Genomic DNA, 17798 nt, shown 5'->3' with positions numbered 1-17798 from the left:
CTATTAAGTTTGGAGTATTATAAAAATATGAATTTCGTTCAGGATGGGAAAAACATCCCTTTTGTGAAATATTCTATTTGGTTTCTTTTGGCGGTGGCAGTTCTGCCTTTATTTTTGACGGCTCCTTTGGATGTCATTGATATTGATTCTTCCCAATACGCTGAGATCGGTAGAGAAATGACCGACAGCGGGAATTGGCTTTTTATCAGGGATAATGGAAGAAGATATCTGGACAAACCGATCCTAACTTTCTGGAAGATTAGTTCTTCTTTTACTCTTTTCGGTCAGAATAATTACGCATTCCGTTTGCCTGCAATCCTCATGACACTTCTCTCTCTTTGGGGAGTGTTTACTATCACCAAATTACATTCTGGAAATACCAAACGTGCCTGGATCTCCGTATTCTTATATGCGTTATCTCCCGGCTTGTATGCAATGGTGGTGGACCCTAAGATAGATGTGTACGTAACTCCTTATATCATTTTGGTATTCGCATTTTATTATTTGGGAACCAAAAAACATCCCGCCTATTATTACGCGATGTATCTCGCTATGGGACTTGGCTTTATAACAAAAGGGCCGATCGCAGTTGTGATTCCGGGGATCGGAATTGGTGGAGATATTCTTTTCAGAAGAGACTGGAAAAGACTTCTCGGAATGAAACTTTTCCCTGGGGGGATTTTAGCATTACTTCCTCCATTCTTATGGTCCATCCCTTTGTATTTGGAGTTTAATACTTACGGACCTTATTTCTTCCTTTGGGTCCAATCCTTCGGTCGTTTTTACGTCAAGATGTACGACCAAAAATTCAATCCTCTATTCTTTTACTCCAATTTTTCTTGGGCATTCGGGATATTCATATTGCCGTTCCTAGCTTGGATAGTTTCGAATTTGGTAGGATTTGTAAAAGAGAAGGGCAAAAATATATTCTCTAATATTCGAAAAAATGAATGGAAGGATCAGGATTTTGTTCCCGCATTTTGGTTATTCTTATTTTTATTTTTAATCAGTTTTTCCAAATACCAATTGCCTCAGTATATTTACTGGTGTCTTCCTGCGGGAGCAGTTGTTGGTTCCGGATTTTTACTTAAACTGATCGAAAGCCCTGAGGGATCTCTTTCTTTTACAGGAAAATTTTTAGTTTATCTGACTAGTATAGGATTCGTATTTGCTGGGATCTTATTTCCGATCTTAGTTATGGATGTTCCTATTTCCTATTATGTTTGGGTGGCGATTTATCTAGGAATTGCAGCGATCGTTCTATTATATTTCAAAATAAACGCGATACTTGGGACCTTGGTTGTATCCGTGTCCTTCTTCTTTACTTTGGTAAGTTTGTATGCGTATCCATTACTTATTTCTTATCAACCATCTAAAGAGGTAGGGGAGATTATCCAAGAAGCAGAACCTGGAAAAGAGAAGTTTTTGATGTTCGGTGTTCCCGCTTCTAAAAGATCTTACGCGTTCTATTCTAAACGTATTACTAGAACATTATTCGATCCTGAAGTTCTTTTCGAAGCTCTGCAGAAGGATGGAGAAAGAATGATACTCATTTCCGAAAAATATCTGCCTCATTTTGATGAGTTCACTGCGAATCGAGTGGATCTGGATATTTTTGCTGAATATGAGAGTTATAAGGTAGCAACCCCTGAGTTCGGTTTCTTCTTAAAATCTAAACGAGATTCTTTGACTACTAAGGTGTATTTAGGGAAGATCCGTTTTAAGCCCGGAAAAGAGGCAACGGCAGCGAATTCCAAATAATTCTTTTTTTCTAATTTTGGGAAAAAAAGTATAAGGGAAATTTTACAAACCCACCGAATTCTTAAGTAGGCTTTGTTATGAGCCTGGTTTGGTTTTGGTCCCAGGGTCCTCCTGGGGCTACTTTTCCCCTTTTTTGTAATTCCTTTTTCACACGGAGTCACGTAAGTATTTAACCTCGTGGAAGAGTTAGTTCTATTAAAGAGTCTCCGTGCTCTTTGTGACCTTTGTGCGAAAAACCGCTAAAGTAAATTATGGACGTTAGATGGATAATCTCTTAAAACTGGAGAATGTTCAAAGATAGATTCTTCTTTTGCCGTTTAGGTCTTATCGTTTGCCTCTTTTTTTATATAGAATGTGTTACTTCTCCCATTAAAAACACCACTCTTAAAGAAGAGAATCATATCCTTTCTTGGGATAAGAGAGAAGCGGAAACTATTAAAATTCTCACCGATCTAATCCGGATCAAGTCTGTACGAGGAAACGAAAAACAAGTAGCAGAATATATCAGATCTATTTTCGAAAAAGAAGGTATTAAGACTAAACTTATCTCCGAGCCCGGGTTTCCGGATAGAGTGAATCTGATTGCTGAGTTAGAGCCAAATGTTCCGAGTTCTGAAAATGGTTTAATTCTCGGAAATCATTTGGATGTGGTGGAAGCGGACCCTAAAGAATGGGCAGAAGATCCATTTGCAGGAACCATTAAAGACGGCAGAATTCATGGGAGAGGCGCTCTGGATTGTAAAGGCCTGATTGCAATGCAGATCATTTCTTTTTTGGAGCTGAAAAGGTCTGCGGTCCCACTTAAAAGAAAAATAATGTTCTTAAGTATGGCGGATGAAGAATCCGGAAGTGAAAGAGGAGCGAGATTTTTACTTAAGGCTCATCCTGAATTATTCAAAGGTTACGGATACATGTTGAACGAGGGGAGTTTCGGCACCAAGGATGTTGCTATTCCTGGAAGTATCATCTTCAATATACAGTATGCGGAAAAAGGAAATCTTTGGTTGAATGTTAGGGCAAAAGGAGATCAGGGACATGGTAGCACTCCCAGCCAAAATTATCCGAGTCTTAGGCTTTTAAAATTTTTAACTGAAGTTTTGGAATACGATACGGATATCCGTATTTCCGAGGAAACCCAAGGATTTTTCTATCAATTGGGAACGATCAGTCGTTTTCCGAATTCTTTCATATTAAAAAATTCAAATATTCCGATTTTGAGAAGATTATTGTACGGGCCGATCCGTACAAGTAGGCAGTTGAGTGCTATCACTAGAAATACTAAATCTGTTTCCGGTCTCAAAACGGAGGAAGGTAAAGGTCATAATGTACTTTCTTCTTTGGCGGAAGCAAAACTGGATGTGAGACTTCTTCCTGGATTTGATCCTTTAGAATATTTGAAGGAGATCCAGAAGATCGCGGAAAAATATGAAGTGGAAGTGGAGCCTGCATCCACGGTGAATTCTGATAAATCTAAACTGGATTCGATCTTATTCCAAACGATTGCTTCCGTTGCGACTCGTAAAATTCCTGGGAGTGTTGCTGCTCCTTTTATTTCTCCAGGTAAAACGGATAATGCATACTTTCGTCAGATTGGTATGGAATGTTATGGGCTGATTCCTGTTCTTCTGAATGAAAAAGAACTTACTATGCTTCATGCTAAGAATGAAAGTATCAGTGTAGAAAATTTAAAATTGGGAACTCAGATTATATTCGAGATACTACACCAGATGAACTGAGGTCTTTTTGCTTGTCAAAGAACAAGGATCGAATCCTTATGTTCGAAAAACAAGAATTGGATCTACTTTGGTTCGCTATATTATTCCCTATATCTTTTTATACTTATTTTATCTACCGTTCAGAATTCTTCCTTATAGAGCGTGTTTATTTTACGGAAGATTTTTGGTACGTCTTCTTTATCCGCTGGCTAAAAAACATCGCAAGATCGCTTACGATAATATTTCCCACGCATTTCCTGAGTATTCGGAAGAGAAGAAGAAGGAACTTGTATGGAAAAGTTTTCTTCATATAGGTGACCTTCTCGCAGGTACCTTGTTCGCTCCTCGTTTAAGCCGTAAATGGATGGATAAATATCTGGTTTATGATGCAGAGTCTTTGGCGATCGAACAGAAAACGATACAAGACGGAGTAGGAGTTGTTCTGATCTCTGGGCATTTTGGTACTTGGGAAATCCTTGTACAGTTCATGGGGATCAGGATGAAGGGAGGGGGGATTTATAAAAAAGTCCGAAACCCTTATGTGGATAGACTTATCCATAAATTAAGAAGTAAGAATGGGATCAAATTAGTTTCCACAGAAGAGTCCAGCCAAGTTACTAAAATGTTAAAACAAGGTTATTGGGTAGGATTCGGTTCCGATCAGAATGCGGGTAAGGTGGGGATCTTTGTGGACTTCTTCAATCGAAAAGCTTCGACCTACCAGGGACCTGCATTGATGGCGTATCTGACCGGCGCAAAAATGTTACTCTATTCGGTTTTATGCGGAGAAAAAGGAAAGGTCATGGTACGAGTTAAGGATCTTGGCTTCGTAGATAAATCCGCATTCTCAGATAGAGAAGCTGCAATTCGTCATTACACTGAAGTTTGGACCAAAGCATTAGAAGAAGAAGTAAAACTGTATCCTGAACAATATTTCTGGGTGCATAGAAGATGGAGAACCAAGCCGGGGGATTTCCCGGGTCAAATTTAATGATGGTTCCTGCGATCCCGATTATCTCATTCACGATCTGTGTTTTTTCCGCATTTCTGATCTTTACCAAAAGACCTAGATATTCTTTCGATTCTATCTATTCAATATTCATAATATTTTTGGCGGCTCCTCATCTAGGACATTTGTTAGTCCATAGATTCGAATGGGGCCCCGAGTTTTTGGATTTTACTGTCCTGTTCCCTTACACGTACGGTCCATTATTATTACTTTATATTCAAAATATAACAACCGAAGGTAAAAGATTCAGAAAAGCGGACCTTCTTCATTTTGTTCCTTTTGTGATCTTACAATGTATACTTTTATCTAGATTATTCTTTTTTCAACCTCCTGAAGAAGAATTTTCTCCTTATGATTGGCATAGACCGAGTAGGGGATTTCATCCGAATGGTGGTCTTCTGGTCACTTCTATGCTGGTTTATTCCGCCTGGACATTTCTACTTTTGAACAATCATAGGAAGAATATAGTAAATCATTTTTCTAATATAGACAGTATTAAGGATTTACGATGGATGTATTGGAGTTTGGTACTATTCGTAATATCCACCGGAGTCCATATTTTGTTAGAAGGTTTACTTTTTACGGATCTTCGCCCTGAAACCTATGAACCTCGTTTGGTCAGAGGTGCCGCGGTATTAGCTTTCTCCGTATTTTTTTGCTGGTTCGGCGTAAGGCAAACTGTGGTTTACACACATCGAGAGCTGCATGCATTTAAGGAGAGAACCGCAAAAGCAGAAGTGGAAGTAGAAGAAGATCGTAAAAAATATGAAAAGTCAGGACTGAGAGAAGATATGATCCCTGATTATCTTTCTAAGATCCGAAATTATATGGAGTCTGAAAAACCTTATAAAGATTCTGAATTCTCCATCGATTTACTTTCCGAAAATACGGATATTCCTAGATTCTATATCACCCAAATATTAAGCGAAACGTTGGAAACAAATTTCTATAATTTTGTAAATGAGTATAGGATCAAAGATATCATCTATGCTCTGGAAAATATCTCAGAAGAACGTCCTAATTTTTTGAGATTAGCCCTTGAGTATGGGTTTAATTCCAAATCCACTTTTAACACTTCTTTTAAAAAAGTCACAGGAAAGACACCAACTCAGTATCTGGAAGAAATTTCCAAGGTAGGTTCAGTATAAAACCCTAAAAATATGGTTCGAGCCGATTGGGGCGGTCGAATTCATCCGAAAGATTTCGTAGATTATTCTAAACTAACAAGTTTGGAGTAATTATGCTTCGTTTACGATCTATTCTATTGACTGCTATTGCTGTTCTTGTATGGAACTGTGATAGCTCCGGAGGAACTGATCTCTCTTCCGCGGCGGTTTTATTGTCTTCTTCACAATGTACGCCTAAAACCACCACTACAATGCCTACAACTCTTACTTCCAACGCATCTTGTCCTAGTGCGATCAACAATTCTGCGGATAGCCTCGGTTTTGGAGGTCCTACTTGCGTAACTAGTATTGCAGCAGAGGCTCCTTGCTGGATGAAAACCAATTTTCATTGTGTAACAGTGACTGTGGATGGTTCCAATTATGTGATCACAACCACTGATAGGCCTCCTCATAAAAGTTCATATTATACGGGCACAGATAGTAGTTATTATGAAGCTATAGACACTGGAGGTGGTTTTCACACGAATCCGAATCATATTATAACTCAGAATATTACAATGACGATTCCAACTACTCCTACTGTTACCGATTGTTCTCAGTCAAATGCGGGAACAGATTCCGTGGGAATTACAACATTAGGCGTCGTGATCTTTAATAACCAGGCAGCTCCTGGAGATTCTTTTGCAACAGAATATTACACAATGGATCCTTCGCAAGGTCATCCTCAGAATACCGGAAAATATCATTATCATACGGAACCTTATAAGATCACTAATGATGATAATAGTATGGTAGGGCTTATGCTGGATGGTTTCCCGATCTATGGAAAGAAAAACCAATCAGGTTCTTATCCTACATTGGATTCTACTACTCACACAACTTCTTGCACTACTACCGAATTTGTAGATGCAACGTATTGTTATCACGTAGAAAACAATACGGGTTTGAACGGATACATTATCGGAAGTTACTTCAAGGGCACTCCAGGTTCTGTGGACTGATCAGAGGTCAGATTGAAGTTTTATTTATTCCTGATCTGTTTTCTTTTGATTACTTGCGATCCTGCTCGGGTCGCAAGTACCGATCCTTCTATCACTCGAAATGGAAGGATCGTTTTTTATAGAGGAGAAAAGTTCCACGGACTTTTGGAATCTAAAACAGAAGAATTGGGAGTCTTTAGAGTAACTTCCTATAAGAATGGCCTACCTGACGGGATTGAAAAGGATGTACATTCTAATGGCCAGGTTTTAGCTGAAAGAGAATTTTCTGCAGGGAAGAAGATAGGAATTCATCTAGGTTGGTTCCCCGACGGTAAAAAACGTTTCCACAACGAATACTCAGAAGGCCAGTTCCATGGTTCTCAATGGGAATGGAGAAATTCAGGATCGTTATATTCTTATGCAAAATTCGATCACGGAAAAGTGATCGGAAAGAAGATGTGGAGAGAGAACGGGCAGATCTATATGAACTTTGTGATTTATCAAGGGCGAGCATACGGAATGACCGGTGGAAAATTATGCAGTCAGATCCGAGGAAATGAAGATGGGAATACGATCTTATTCTAAAATTTTGTTCTGCAATTTAGTTCTTATTTCTCTTCTCGTTTCTTGTGCTAAAGATCCGAAAGAAGAATATTCGGAAGAGGTCACTGACTTCTCTTCACCCATAAAAGACAAACTCCCTCTGTATTTTGGAAAAGACCTACAGCCTGTTTGGGAGAATAAAAATTCTTCGAAACCTCGAGAAATTTCCAAATTTATAATGAAGGATCAGGAAAATCAAGATGTCTCAGAAGGGTCCTGTAAGGGAAAAATTACTGTGGTTTCCTTCTTCTTTACTAAATGTGCAGGGATTTGCCCAACTATCACAAACAATTTGAGTTTGGTGCAGAAAGAATTCGAGGCTGATCCTAATATCCAAATTTTGTCCTTCTCCGCTACACCTGATCTGGATTCTCCGAAAGTATTAAAAGAATATGGATCCAAACGAAAGATCCGTTACGAAAAATGGAAACTTCTAACCGGGAACCAAAAGGAAATTTATACTTTAGCGAGAGATTCCTTCAATGCGGATACTGCGATCCCGAAAGAGGATGCTAAGAAGAAACTCACTGAAAATGATTTTCTTCATTCAGATCATGTTTATCTTTTGGATTCTCAACTTAGATTGCGTGGAATTTATAACGGTAAGATGAAGTCTTCTATCCAAGAATTGAATTCGGATATAGAAGTTTTGAAACGAGAACTTTGATTCCACAGAAAGATCAGATACAACGAGTTCGTGTTAGCTACCGAAAATGAAGTTAACGTGAACTTGGAACCAATATTCCGCGGGGTCCGGATGATTTAGGGACAATCTGGTTGACGCATTAAATTTTTTTAAACATCCTTGGGTTATGAAAACAACAGCTACAGGACTCAAATATCGATTTCCTTTCGAAGGGTTTGAACAAGAAGATCCTTCTACGAAAAGCCAAATTCCGGCGAATAAGGTCGGAAAACCTAAAAAGAGAATATTGGGGATTCTAAAAGGAAAAGCCTCCTTTAAGATCTTAGATGATTTCAAAATGACAGAGGAGGAATTTCTGAATCTGTGAATTATCTATTAGATACACATGCGATCTTATGGGTTTTGTTTCAGCCGGAGAATCTATCTTATAGAGTGGAATCGGAAATCCTAAACCAAAAGAATCGAATCTTTATTAGTAGTATTTCTTTATGGGAAATTTCTCTGAAATTCTCTTTGAAAAAGTTAGAGTTACAGGGAATAACGCCTGAACAATTGCCTAGAAAAATTCGAGAAATTGGATTCGAATTTATAGGGGATTCTCCTGAGATATTTGCGAATTATTTTAAATTGCCTACTGGGAAACATACTGACCCATTTGATCGTTTTTTGATCTGGCAGGCCGTAAGTTTTGATTTTGTGTTTATTACTAAAGATAGATATTTGAAGGAATATAATCCGCTGGGTTTAAGATTGTTTTGGTAAAAGTAAGTCCAGGTCGCATCACTAATTTGAATCATCTCTCCAATAGCAGATCGGCACTTACAGGACAATGATCAGAAAGGCCTTTTTCCGCACTTGGATTTCCATCAAAATTGCCGTCATCGGATTCGAACTTGGTTTGGACAAAACTTCCCTGTTGCCAATCCAGATTAGTGATCAGATAATCTATAAAGCCATCATGATGTTGCCAACAATCTGATTTTTGTTTATAGTTCGCTATTTTAAGTTTCAGATTTCTTTGTAGGATTTTTAAAAGATCTACTCTTCTTTCTAAAACCTCGTTAAAATCGCCTAATAGAACAAACTGGCCCAAGGAGGGGAGTATATCCTTTAGTGCAAGTATCTGCTCTTTTCTTTCTTTCTTATCTTTAGGAGAATGGCCTGCTTTTAAATGAACTACCAGAACAGAAACTTTCTTACCATCGAATACAAACTCAGCAAGTAATCCTTTTCTGAGTCCCGGACGAAGAGAAAGTTGTTCCAATTCGCTGATAACTGGGGTACCCAGTTCCTTTTTCCAACAAAGTCCTAATTCTTGAGAATAACCTGGGGTTACTGTTGCTGTGCATGCATATTCATTTATTATAATATGATGAAGCGCAGTTTCATTTTCTATTTCTTGGAATCCGATTATGTCCGGATGATTTAAAAGTATTAACTTTTTGATCTTGGCAAAATCTTCTTCTGTTCTATGTTTTCTATCTTTAGGGAATTTATGCGAGTCTCCGATTTCATCGTATAAAAAGTATGAATTGAAACTTGTTACTTTGAGTTTTTTTATAGGACCTTTCGCGATAGTGGAGATTGTTATTAGGAAAGCGAAGGGAATTCCCAGAAATAAGATCAGTGCGCGGTGCATCATTCTTTCCAAATTAGATTTTTGAATTCATATTGTAGTGATATTAGAAAGTAAAATCCAGGAATTTTCTTAATATTAAGAACGATCGTTCTAATCATATCTATCATAAACTTAGGTTTTGTATTCGAGATCTTTTATCTTCTAAAATGGACTATACTAAGTACAAATAATATCAATTTAATTGATACTAAGTCTCAGATAAAAATGCAAGAAATCGCCAAACCAACTGCGTTTTTACGCGTTTACTTGCAATTTTAACCGAAGCCAAAATCCTTGTTCCCAAACCTTATTTTGGAACCCACGGGACTTCTCACGAATGAATAAGAAAGCTTTGAAACTTTCGGTTCCGCTTATTGCTATTGCAGCAGTGGCTTACCTGATTTTTTCTCCCTCCAAATATGTAGGCTACTCTCCGGATCAGCCTATACCTTTTAACCACAAGATTCACGCAGGTGATAATAAGATAGATTGTCGTTATTGTCACACTGGTGTAGAAACAAGCGCGCACGCAACGGTTCCGAATACTTCTACTTGTATGAACTGTCACTCGCTTGTTGCAAAGAACAGCCCAGATATAAAATTTTTGAGCGAAAGTTACTCGAACAACAAACCGATCGAGTGGGTGAAAATCCACGACCTTCCGGATCATGTTCAGTTCAATCACTCTCGCCATATCTCAAGAGGCGTGGATTGTTCGCAATGCCACGGCAACGTAGCTGAAATGGTCAAGGTCAAGCAGGTAGCATCCCTGAATATGGGATACTGTATCAACTGCCACCGGGAGAATAATGCTCCTACCGACTGTTCCACCTGCCACAGATAATCAGGAGATAGCATAACAGATGGATAAAAAGAATTTCCAGAAAGAAAAGAAAGCTCACTGGCTCTCCCTCGAACTGAAAGATAACGAAAAAGAAACGAAGGATCTAGCGCGCTCTGAATTTTTCACTTCTCCGGATCCAGTTATCGCAAGGATTAAGTCAGGGGAGTTTGATCGTAAGACCTTCCTTAAATTGATGGGTGCGGGAGTCGCAATGACTTCCTTAAATTGTGTACGCAAACCTGTTGAAAAAATCGTTCCTTATGTGGATCTGAAAACTGACGAAGGTACTTTCGATTTCGTAAAACACGGACAAGCATACTACTACGCTACCGCATTCAATGGAACCGGTTACTTAGTAAGATCTAAAGACGGACGTCCTCTAAAATTAGAAGGAAACGAAGATCACCCTGTTTCTCAAGGTGCTCTTGGTGCTTCCGGACAAGCTGCTATTTTTGATCTATATGATCCAGATAGAGCACAAGGTCCTGCAGCAGTTTCCGGCGGAAAAGTGGAGAATATCCAGTGGGCCGCTTTGGATTCTAAAGTTCAAGAAGCTCTTTCTAAGAACAAAGGTAACACTGTAATCGTAACAAGACCTCTTGATTCTCCTTCTACCAAAGCGATCATCGCTGACTTCTTAAAAGCAGTAGGTGGAGGACAACATTTAGAGATCTCTATCACTTCTCCGGAAGATGCGATCTCTAAAGCTCAGGCTGCTTCTTACGGAAAGGCACTCGTTCCTAACTATAACTTCGAATTGGCGAATACTATCCTGTCCATCGATTGCGATTTTATGGGTGGATGGTTGTCTCCTGAAGAGCACCAAAAGGATTTTGCAAAACGCAGAAACCTAAGAGATGGAGCAAAAGATCTTAACTACTTCATCGCTGCTGAATCCATTCCTACTATGTCTGGATCGAACGCGGATCTTAGACTTCCTATTCGTCCTGGTGACCAGTCTAAACTGGCTCTTGCAATCGCTGCAGGTTTGGGAGAATTAGGAGCAAACACCAAAGATGTTACCGGAACTTCTACTGTAGAAAGTCTCGCTGGTGATCTTGGAGTTAGCGCAGAAGGTATCCGTAAAACAGCGAAAGCTCTTTGGGCAAACAAAGGTAGATCTCTCGTTGTTGCGGGTGGTCTGGCTGCTTCTACCAAAGAAGCTGTTGATCTTCAGATCATTGTGAACTTCTTAAACTCTACTTTAGACAACGACGGCAAGACTGTTGATTACGCTTCTCCTAAAAAAGAAGGTTTAGCGGATTATTCAGGTAATTTAAACAAACTTACTGAAGCATTAAAACAAACTAAAGTAGGAGTTCTATTCCTCTACGATACTAACTTGGTTTACCAAGCTGGTGATTCTTGGAAGGACCTTCTTCATAGAGCTGCATTGACTGTAAGCCTTGCAGACAGAGCAGATGAGACTGCACTTGCTTCTAACTATCTGGCTTCCACTACTCATTTCTTAGAGTCTTGGGGAGATTCAGAAGGAACTAAGGGAATATTCTCTATCCAACAACCTGCGATCCGTCCTTTATTCAACACTCGTTCTTTCGAGGACAGCTTGATCGCTTTCGCAGGCGGATCTCTTGGTGGAGAAAAATCATTTTACGAATACGTAAAGAACTCTTGGACCAAAAAACTGGGTTCTAAACAAAAATGGGAAGATCTTCTCAGAGTTGGAACTACTGTAAGAGCTAAAGATCGCAGAAAAACTGCAAGCGCTACTCGTGGCTTCAACAAAGCTGCTTTGAAAAAGCCTGCAGGTTATCCAGCTGGGATCCGTTTGGCTCTTTATGAGACAAGCTCCATTGGAGACGGTAGAGCAGCGAATAACTCTCTATTACAAGAACTTCCAGATCCTGTAACTAAAGTTACTTGGGACAACTACGTTGTTATTTCTCCTGCATTAGCAAAAGAGAAAGGGATCCAATCCAACGATGTGGTTTCCGTTAAAACTACCAAAGGTTCTATCGAACTTCCTGCTCAGGTTCAACCTGGTGTGCATAAGGATACGATCGGGATCGCGGTTGGTTACGGTAGAACTGCAGCTGGTAAAGTAGGAAACGAAGTAGGTAAGAACGCTTATGTTCTGGCAGAAGACGGAGTCTTCTCTGGAATTTCCGTAACTTCCCTCGAGAAGACCGGTAAAACTTACAAGCTTGCTTGCACCCAACACCACCACGTTTTATCACCAGGTTTCGGATACGAAGATCGTCCTTTGGTACAATCTACTTCTTTGGAAGAATGGAAAAAGAATCCAGCTTCCGGAGTTAAAGAATCCGAAATTCCTAAAATCAAAAAAGACGGTAAGATGGTCTACGCAGTCGGAGCAAATCCGGTGCATGAATACCCTGGTTACAAATGGGGTATGGCTATCGATTTGACTGCTTGCACCGGTTGCGGTTCTTGCGTCATCGCTTGCCAAGTAGAGAATAATATTCCGGTAGTAGGAAGAGACGAAGTTAGAGTGGGTCGCGAGATGCATTGGCTTCGTATCGACCGTTACTATATCGGTGATCCTGAAAAGCCGGAAGATCTACAGATCGCTCACCAGCCTATGATGTGCCAACAGTGTGATAACGCTCCTTGTGAGACTGTTTGTCCTGTAATGGCGACTGTTCATAGTTCTGAAGGGATCAACGACATGGTTTATAACCGTTGCGTTGGAACTCGTTACTGCTCTAACAACTGTCCTTACAAAGTTCGTCGTTATAACTGGGCTCAGCACTGGTATAACGATACCGGAGCCGAAAAAGGATCCAGAACTCCGAGATATCTCGGACTCAATCCTGAAGTTACGGTTCGTGGTAGAGGGGTTATGGAAAAATGTAACTTCTGCGCTCACAAAATCGCAGAGGCTAAAATCCATGCCAAGAACGAAGGCAGAACTCTTAAAGACGGAGAAGTTCGTTGTGCTTGCGAGCAAAGCTGCGCTGCAGACGCGATCAGCTTCGGTAACACCAACGATAAGACTTCTAAGGTTTCCAAACTTAGTGCGGATCCTAGATCTTTCCGAGTTCTCGAGTATTTAAATGTCGGTCCCCAGGTCGCATATCTGACCAGGGTAAGAGCTTAATCCGGAGTAATTAAAGCGCTATGTCTATACCTAACGCAATCAAAGAAGCCCTGGATATCCAACCCTTAGTCACTGGCGGCAAGTCCGTCCGTGACGTTACCGAGGATATCCTCAAGCCGGTCGAAGCTTTCCCCACTTCTCTGTGGTGGAAGGCTTTCATTCTGGCTCTTACCATTACCGTAATCGATTTAGGTATCATCGGATACTTGGTATACGAAGGTCTTTATATCCTCGGGATTAACAATCCTGTAGGTTGGGGATTTTTCATCGTAAACTTTGTATTCTGGATCGGTATCGGTCACGCTGGAACTCTGATCTCTGCGGTTCTTTATCTGTTCCGCCAAGAGTGGAGAACTGGTATTAACCGTGCTGCAGAAGCAATGACCATCTTCGCGGTATTAACTGCTGCATCTACTTTGATCATCCACATCGGACGTCCTTGGATGGGATTTTGGTTATTCCCTTATCCGAATGAAAGAGGACCTCTTTGGGTGAACTTCAGATCTCCTCTGATCTGGGATACTTTCGCGGTTTCCACCTACTTGAGTATCTCACTTGTTTTCTGGTATATCGGTTTGATCCCGGATATCGCAGCTGTGAGAGACAGAGCTACTACTCCTCTTCGTAGAAAAGTTTATGATATTCTTTCCTTCGGATGGGTTGGATCTAACAAAGCGTGGTCTCACTTAGAGACTGTTGCGATGATCCTCGCTGCATTGTCTACACCTCTGGTTCTTTCGGTGCACACGATCGTATCCTTCGACTTCGCGGTTTCCATCGTTCCTGGATGGCACACTACGATCTTCCCTCCTTACTTCGTTGCCGGTGCGATTTTCTCCGGATTCGCGATGGTGGTTACTCTGATGGTAATCGCAAGGGAAGTCTTCCAACTGAAAGATTATATCACCATGAAACACTTGGAAAACATGAACAAAGTGATCATGGTTACCGGTTTGATCGTGGGTCTTGCTTACTCCACTGAGTTCTTCATGGCTTGGTATTCAGGAAACGAATACGAAGGATTTACCTTCGTAAACAGAGCATTCGGTCCTTACGGATGGGCATACTTCATCATGTTCAGCTGTAACGTATTTGCTCCTCAGGTATTCTGGTCTAAAAAACTTAGAAACAGCATCCCTGTGATGTTCATCGTTTCCATCATCGTAAACATCGGTATGTGGTTCGAACGTTTCGTGATCGTAATGACATTACACGCGGACTTCTTACCTTCCAGTTGGGATAAATACATTCCAACAGTTTACGACTTCATGATGTTACTCGGAACCTTCGGTATCTTCTTCACTATGTTCCTTCTCTTCTGTAGATTACTTCCAGTAATCGCAATCGCGGAAGTGAAAACAGTAATGCCTCATAAAGATGGAGGTCATCATTAATGTATACTCCTAAGAAAGAACAGTTTCATACTTTCGAAGAAACAGAACACGGAGTTTTCGGATTATTCGATACTCCTGCTCAGATCATAGACGCCGCTCAGAAAACAAAGGAGAAGGGTTATACCAACTTCGATTGTTTTACTCCATATCCTGTTCACGGATTGGATGACGCGATGGGTCTTCCTCGTTCCGGACTTCCTTGGGTAACCTTCTTCATGGGAATTTTTGGATGCACTGTTGGTTTCTCCATGCAGTATTTAACTCATAAATACGATTGGCCGATCAATATCTCCGGAAAAAGTTTCAACGCTTGGTTTGCTTATATTCCGATCACATTCGAGTTTACAGTGTTCATGGCTGGACTTTCCACAGCTGCAGCTTTGTTCTTCCTGGCTAAACTTCCAAGAACCGGTCGTAAAGTTTTACATCCGGACATCACAACCGACAAATTCGCACTTTGGATCCCTTCCAATTCCGCGAATTATTCTGAAGGTTCAGTGACCGACTTTATCAAAGGCCTCGGCTCTAAACATGTCGAGACGGTGAAATAGGAGAATTTTGATGATTTCACTGCAAAGAATTTTTGCTCTTTCTCTCGCAGGTTTGATTCTATGGAACTGCGAGTCTAAGACTCCTCCTATGGAGTACATGCCTGATATGGCTGATTCTCCAGCAAGAGAGGCTCAGGAAGCGGACTCTAATTTTCCGAACAATACTTCCTTACGCCTTCCTCCTGTAGGAGCAGTTCCTCAAGGATATTTCCCTTACGAGTATGCAGGTTGGACACAATCTCTGGATGCTCTTCCTAATAAGGGACTTGCGAATCCTATTAAAGGAGATCTGGCTACTCTTCAAAAAGGGGAGATCAAATACCAAACGTATTGTAGCCCTTGTCACGGTGTTAGAGGACAAGGAAATGGAACCGTAGTAGGTCCAGCTCCACGTTTGAATATGGCTCAATCTGACGGAAGCCCGATGGCTGCACTCACATCTGCGAGCGCTAAAGGTTATTCCGACGGACAGATCTATCATATCATCACCGAAGGAAAAGGAGCAATGAAAAGTTATGCTTCTCAAGTTCCTTCCGAGGATCGTTGGAAAATCATATTATATGTTCGTAAATTACAAGAATACGACAACAGAACGGCTGGTAAATAATGGAAGTTAAAGTAGAACAAAGCTTAATCAACTTTAAGTTGGATTCCAAAACCAGAAACGCTCTGGTTGGAATGATTCTAGTAGGATTGGCAAGTATTGGTCTTGCGGCTTTCGGTCTTGGACATCCAGAACTTCGTCATGAAGGTGGTCATTCCAATCCGGCTTGGTCCGCATACTTAGTTGGTGTATTCTTCATTTTAGGAATTACACTTGCAGGGATATTCTTTACCTCTTTGGCACATATCACTGGTGCTCATTGGCCAGTAACTCTTCGTAGAATTTCCGAAACCTACGGATTGTTCGTTCCGGTTGCAACGGTCCTTCTTTTAGTTCTGATCTTTGGGGCTCATGATCTATATGAGTGGACTCATGCAGAAGTGGTAGAAGCTGATAAACTTCTTAAACATAAAAAACCGCTTTTGAACATCGGATTTTTCTCCGTGATGGTGGTTGTTTTAGGAGCAGCTTGGTCTGCGTTCGGATACCTTTTCTATAAGAAATCCGTAACCCAAGATAGCGACAAAGACGTTAAACATACTCAGTTCAGCGCAAAGTTAGCCGGAGGATATATCATATTCTTCGCACTTTCATTCTCCTTAGTTTCTATTATGCTGGTCATGTCCCTTACTCCGCACTGGTTCTCTACTATGTTCGGAGTTTATTGTTTCGCAGGAGCTTACCAGGCAGGACTTTCTTCTTTCATAATCATGGCGTATTACCTGAAGAAAAAAGGATTTTTAGGAAACTTGGTGAACGAAAACCATATCCATGACTTAGGAAAATTCCTTCTCGGTTTCACAGTATTCTGGGCTTACGTTGGTTTCTCTCAGTTCATGTTGATCTGGTATGCTTCCATTCCGGAAGAAACTTTCTTCTATGAGCAAAGACTGACTGGCGGATGGGAATACCTGACTCTGGCATTGCCTGCGATCAAGTTCGCGGTTCCTTTCTTACTTCTATTAAATCGTCCGAACAAAAGAGACATCGATTTCTTAGTGAAAGTTGCTCTTTGGGTTATCTTCACTCAGGCTACGGAGATTTTCTGGTTGGTATACCCTGCTAATTTCGTGGACTTCTCCTTCGGAGGATACCTGGTATCTTTAGGATCCGTTGTAGGAGTGATCGGATTATTCGGTCTGGTAGTTCTGAAAAGATTGGAAAAAGCTCCATTGATCCCGGTGGGAGATCCGAGATTGGAAGACGCTTTACACCATCACCAATAAGGAAAAGGATCATGAAAAAATTAGCATTAAATATTACGATCCTCGGAATTGCAGCTCTCGCTTTGGGAGCTTGCTCCAACACCGCTCAAATCGTAGGGAATATTAACTGCCCTACATTAGAAAAAGGTAAATTGGATCCTAAAGTCGGAATTCTTTCCGACGACCAATCCAATCCTGTTCCTGTGGAATTCCTTCCTGTTGGAACTGTAGTAAAGGTTTATGATTACAGAAATCATTACTACATCGCGAAAAAATTGGTTCGTATCAAGACCGAAAAAAACGAAGGTTGGGTAGACCCGGTTTGTTTGGTAGTCGCTCAGAATCCGGACGATTCCGTTTTTAAATGGGGATACCGTTCTGATTATAAACCTTTCTTAGATAGAGAGGACAGAGACAGATATAATCATAAAAACGATCCTAATGCAGGACCTGATTCGAAAGGAAGATCTGCTGATGGTTTCGAATATGATATCTACAGAAACCTTCCGAAAGATAAGGTTCCTCTGGCAGATCTGGCACCTGAGCTGAAAAAGTAAAAGAAAGAACGTTCTTTTATCCGTTTCAAAATTCACAAAGCCCCCTCCGAATTTGATTCGTTGGGGGATTTTTTTTTATCTTCCTCACTCTCTAAGGTATTT

16 protein-coding genes are annotated in these 17798 nt (G+C 40.6%); 15 read left to right on the top strand and 1 reads right to left on the bottom strand.

The features are described 5' to 3' along the window. The first annotated feature begins 27 nt into the window (after positions 1-27). From CH377_RS17155 to CH377_RS17115, 8 genes are all read left to right on the top strand, one after another. The gene (locus tag CH377_RS17155; protein WP_100724974.1) at positions 28-1761 is read left to right on the top strand and encodes an ArnT family glycosyltransferase; all 1734 of its coding nucleotides are present in this window, start codon (positions 28-30) and stop codon (positions 1759-1761) included. A 287-nt stretch (positions 1762-2048) separates the two neighbouring features. Beyond that, positions 2049-3497, top strand: a complete 1449-nt coding sequence (locus tag CH377_RS17150; RefSeq protein ID WP_100724973.1) for a M20/M25/M40 family metallo-hydrolase — start codon at positions 2049-2051, stop codon at positions 3495-3497. A 67-nt stretch (positions 3498-3564) separates the two neighbouring features. Next, positions 3565-4467 (top strand): lysophospholipid acyltransferase family protein, encoded by a 903-nt coding sequence (locus CH377_RS17145; protein WP_100724985.1) that lies wholly within the window; start codon positions 3565-3567, stop codon positions 4465-4467. Then, the gene (locus tag CH377_RS17140; protein ID WP_243402107.1) at positions 4428-5633 is read left to right on the top strand and encodes a helix-turn-helix domain-containing protein; all 1206 of its coding nucleotides are present in this window, start codon (positions 4428-4430) and stop codon (positions 5631-5633) included. Before CH377_RS17145 ends, CH377_RS17140 begins: the two co-directional genes overlap by 40 nt. 92 nt (positions 5634-5725) lie before the next feature. After that, the gene (locus CH377_RS17135; RefSeq protein ID WP_100724972.1) at positions 5726-6613 is read left to right on the top strand and encodes a YHYH protein; all 888 of its coding nucleotides are present in this window, start codon (positions 5726-5728) and stop codon (positions 6611-6613) included. 12 nt (positions 6614-6625) lie between these two features. Further along, complete coding sequence (locus CH377_RS17130) at positions 6626-7177, top strand: toxin-antitoxin system YwqK family antitoxin (protein ID WP_100724971.1); 552 nt, start codon at positions 6626-6628, stop codon at positions 7175-7177. After that, on the top strand, positions 7155-7862 hold the full coding sequence (locus CH377_RS17125; protein ID WP_100724970.1) for an SCO family protein: 708 nt from the start codon (positions 7155-7157) through the stop codon (positions 7860-7862). Before CH377_RS17130 ends, CH377_RS17125 begins: the two co-directional genes overlap by 23 nt. A 342-nt stretch (positions 7863-8204) precedes the next feature. Next, positions 8205-8603 carry a type II toxin-antitoxin system VapC family toxin gene (locus CH377_RS17115; RefSeq protein ID WP_100724968.1) on the top strand — a complete coding sequence of 133 codons (399 nt, stop codon included), beginning with the start codon at positions 8205-8207 and terminating at the stop codon, positions 8601-8603. A 31-nt stretch (positions 8604-8634) separates the two neighbouring features. On the opposite strand, the gene CH377_RS17110 is transcribed toward CH377_RS17115, so the two are convergent. Then, positions 8635-9483, bottom strand: coding sequence for an endonuclease/exonuclease/phosphatase family protein (locus CH377_RS17110; protein ID WP_243402108.1), 849 nt, complete (start codon positions 9481-9483; stop codon positions 8635-8637). Positions 9484-9796: 313 nt separating this feature from the next. Between CH377_RS17110 and CH377_RS17105 the strand changes: the two genes are divergently transcribed. Genes CH377_RS17105 through CH377_RS17075 form a run of 7 tightly spaced genes read left to right on the top strand, consistent with a single transcriptional unit; the run spans position 9797 to position 17696 of the window. After that, complete coding sequence (locus CH377_RS17105; protein WP_100724966.1) at positions 9797-10303, top strand: cytochrome c3 family protein; 507 nt, start codon at positions 9797-9799, stop codon at positions 10301-10303. Between the two features lie 19 nt (positions 10304-10322). Next, positions 10323-13385, top strand: coding sequence for a TAT-variant-translocated molybdopterin oxidoreductase (locus tag CH377_RS17100; protein ID WP_100724965.1), 3063 nt, complete (start codon positions 10323-10325; stop codon positions 13383-13385). A gap of 26 nt (positions 13386-13411) precedes the next feature. Beyond that, entirely contained in the window at positions 13412-14779 is a 1368-nt protein-coding gene (gene nrfD, locus CH377_RS17095) for an NrfD/PsrC family molybdoenzyme membrane anchor subunit (protein ID WP_024863936.1), read from the top strand. After that, positions 14779-15330, top strand: coding sequence for a DUF3341 domain-containing protein (locus CH377_RS17090; RefSeq protein WP_100724964.1), 552 nt, complete (start codon positions 14779-14781; stop codon positions 15328-15330). Before nrfD ends, CH377_RS17090 begins: the two co-directional genes overlap by 1 nt. Before the next feature lie 10 nt (positions 15331-15340). Further along, positions 15341-15937 (top strand): c-type cytochrome, encoded by a 597-nt coding sequence (locus CH377_RS17085; RefSeq protein WP_100724963.1) that lies wholly within the window; start codon positions 15341-15343, stop codon positions 15935-15937. Then, entirely contained in the window at positions 15937-17160 is a 1224-nt protein-coding gene (locus CH377_RS17080) for a hypothetical protein (RefSeq protein ID WP_100724962.1), read from the top strand. Before CH377_RS17085 ends, CH377_RS17080 begins: the two co-directional genes overlap by 1 nt. An 11-nt stretch (positions 17161-17171) precedes the next feature. Beyond that, positions 17172-17696 carry an Lsa16 family lipoprotein adhesin gene (locus tag CH377_RS17075; protein WP_100724961.1) on the top strand — a complete coding sequence of 175 codons (525 nt, stop codon included), beginning with the start codon at positions 17172-17174 and terminating at the stop codon, positions 17694-17696. The last annotated feature ends 102 nt before the right edge of the window (positions 17697-17798 follow it).

Origin of the sequence: Leptospira haakeii (genome assembly GCF_002812045.1) — a bacterium.
Taxonomy (GTDB): Bacteria; Spirochaetota; Leptospiria; order Leptospirales; family Leptospiraceae; genus Leptospira_B; species Leptospira_B haakeii.
Note: the sequence above shows the minus strand (reverse complement) of the source record. Positions and strands in the feature narration are given on the sequence as shown.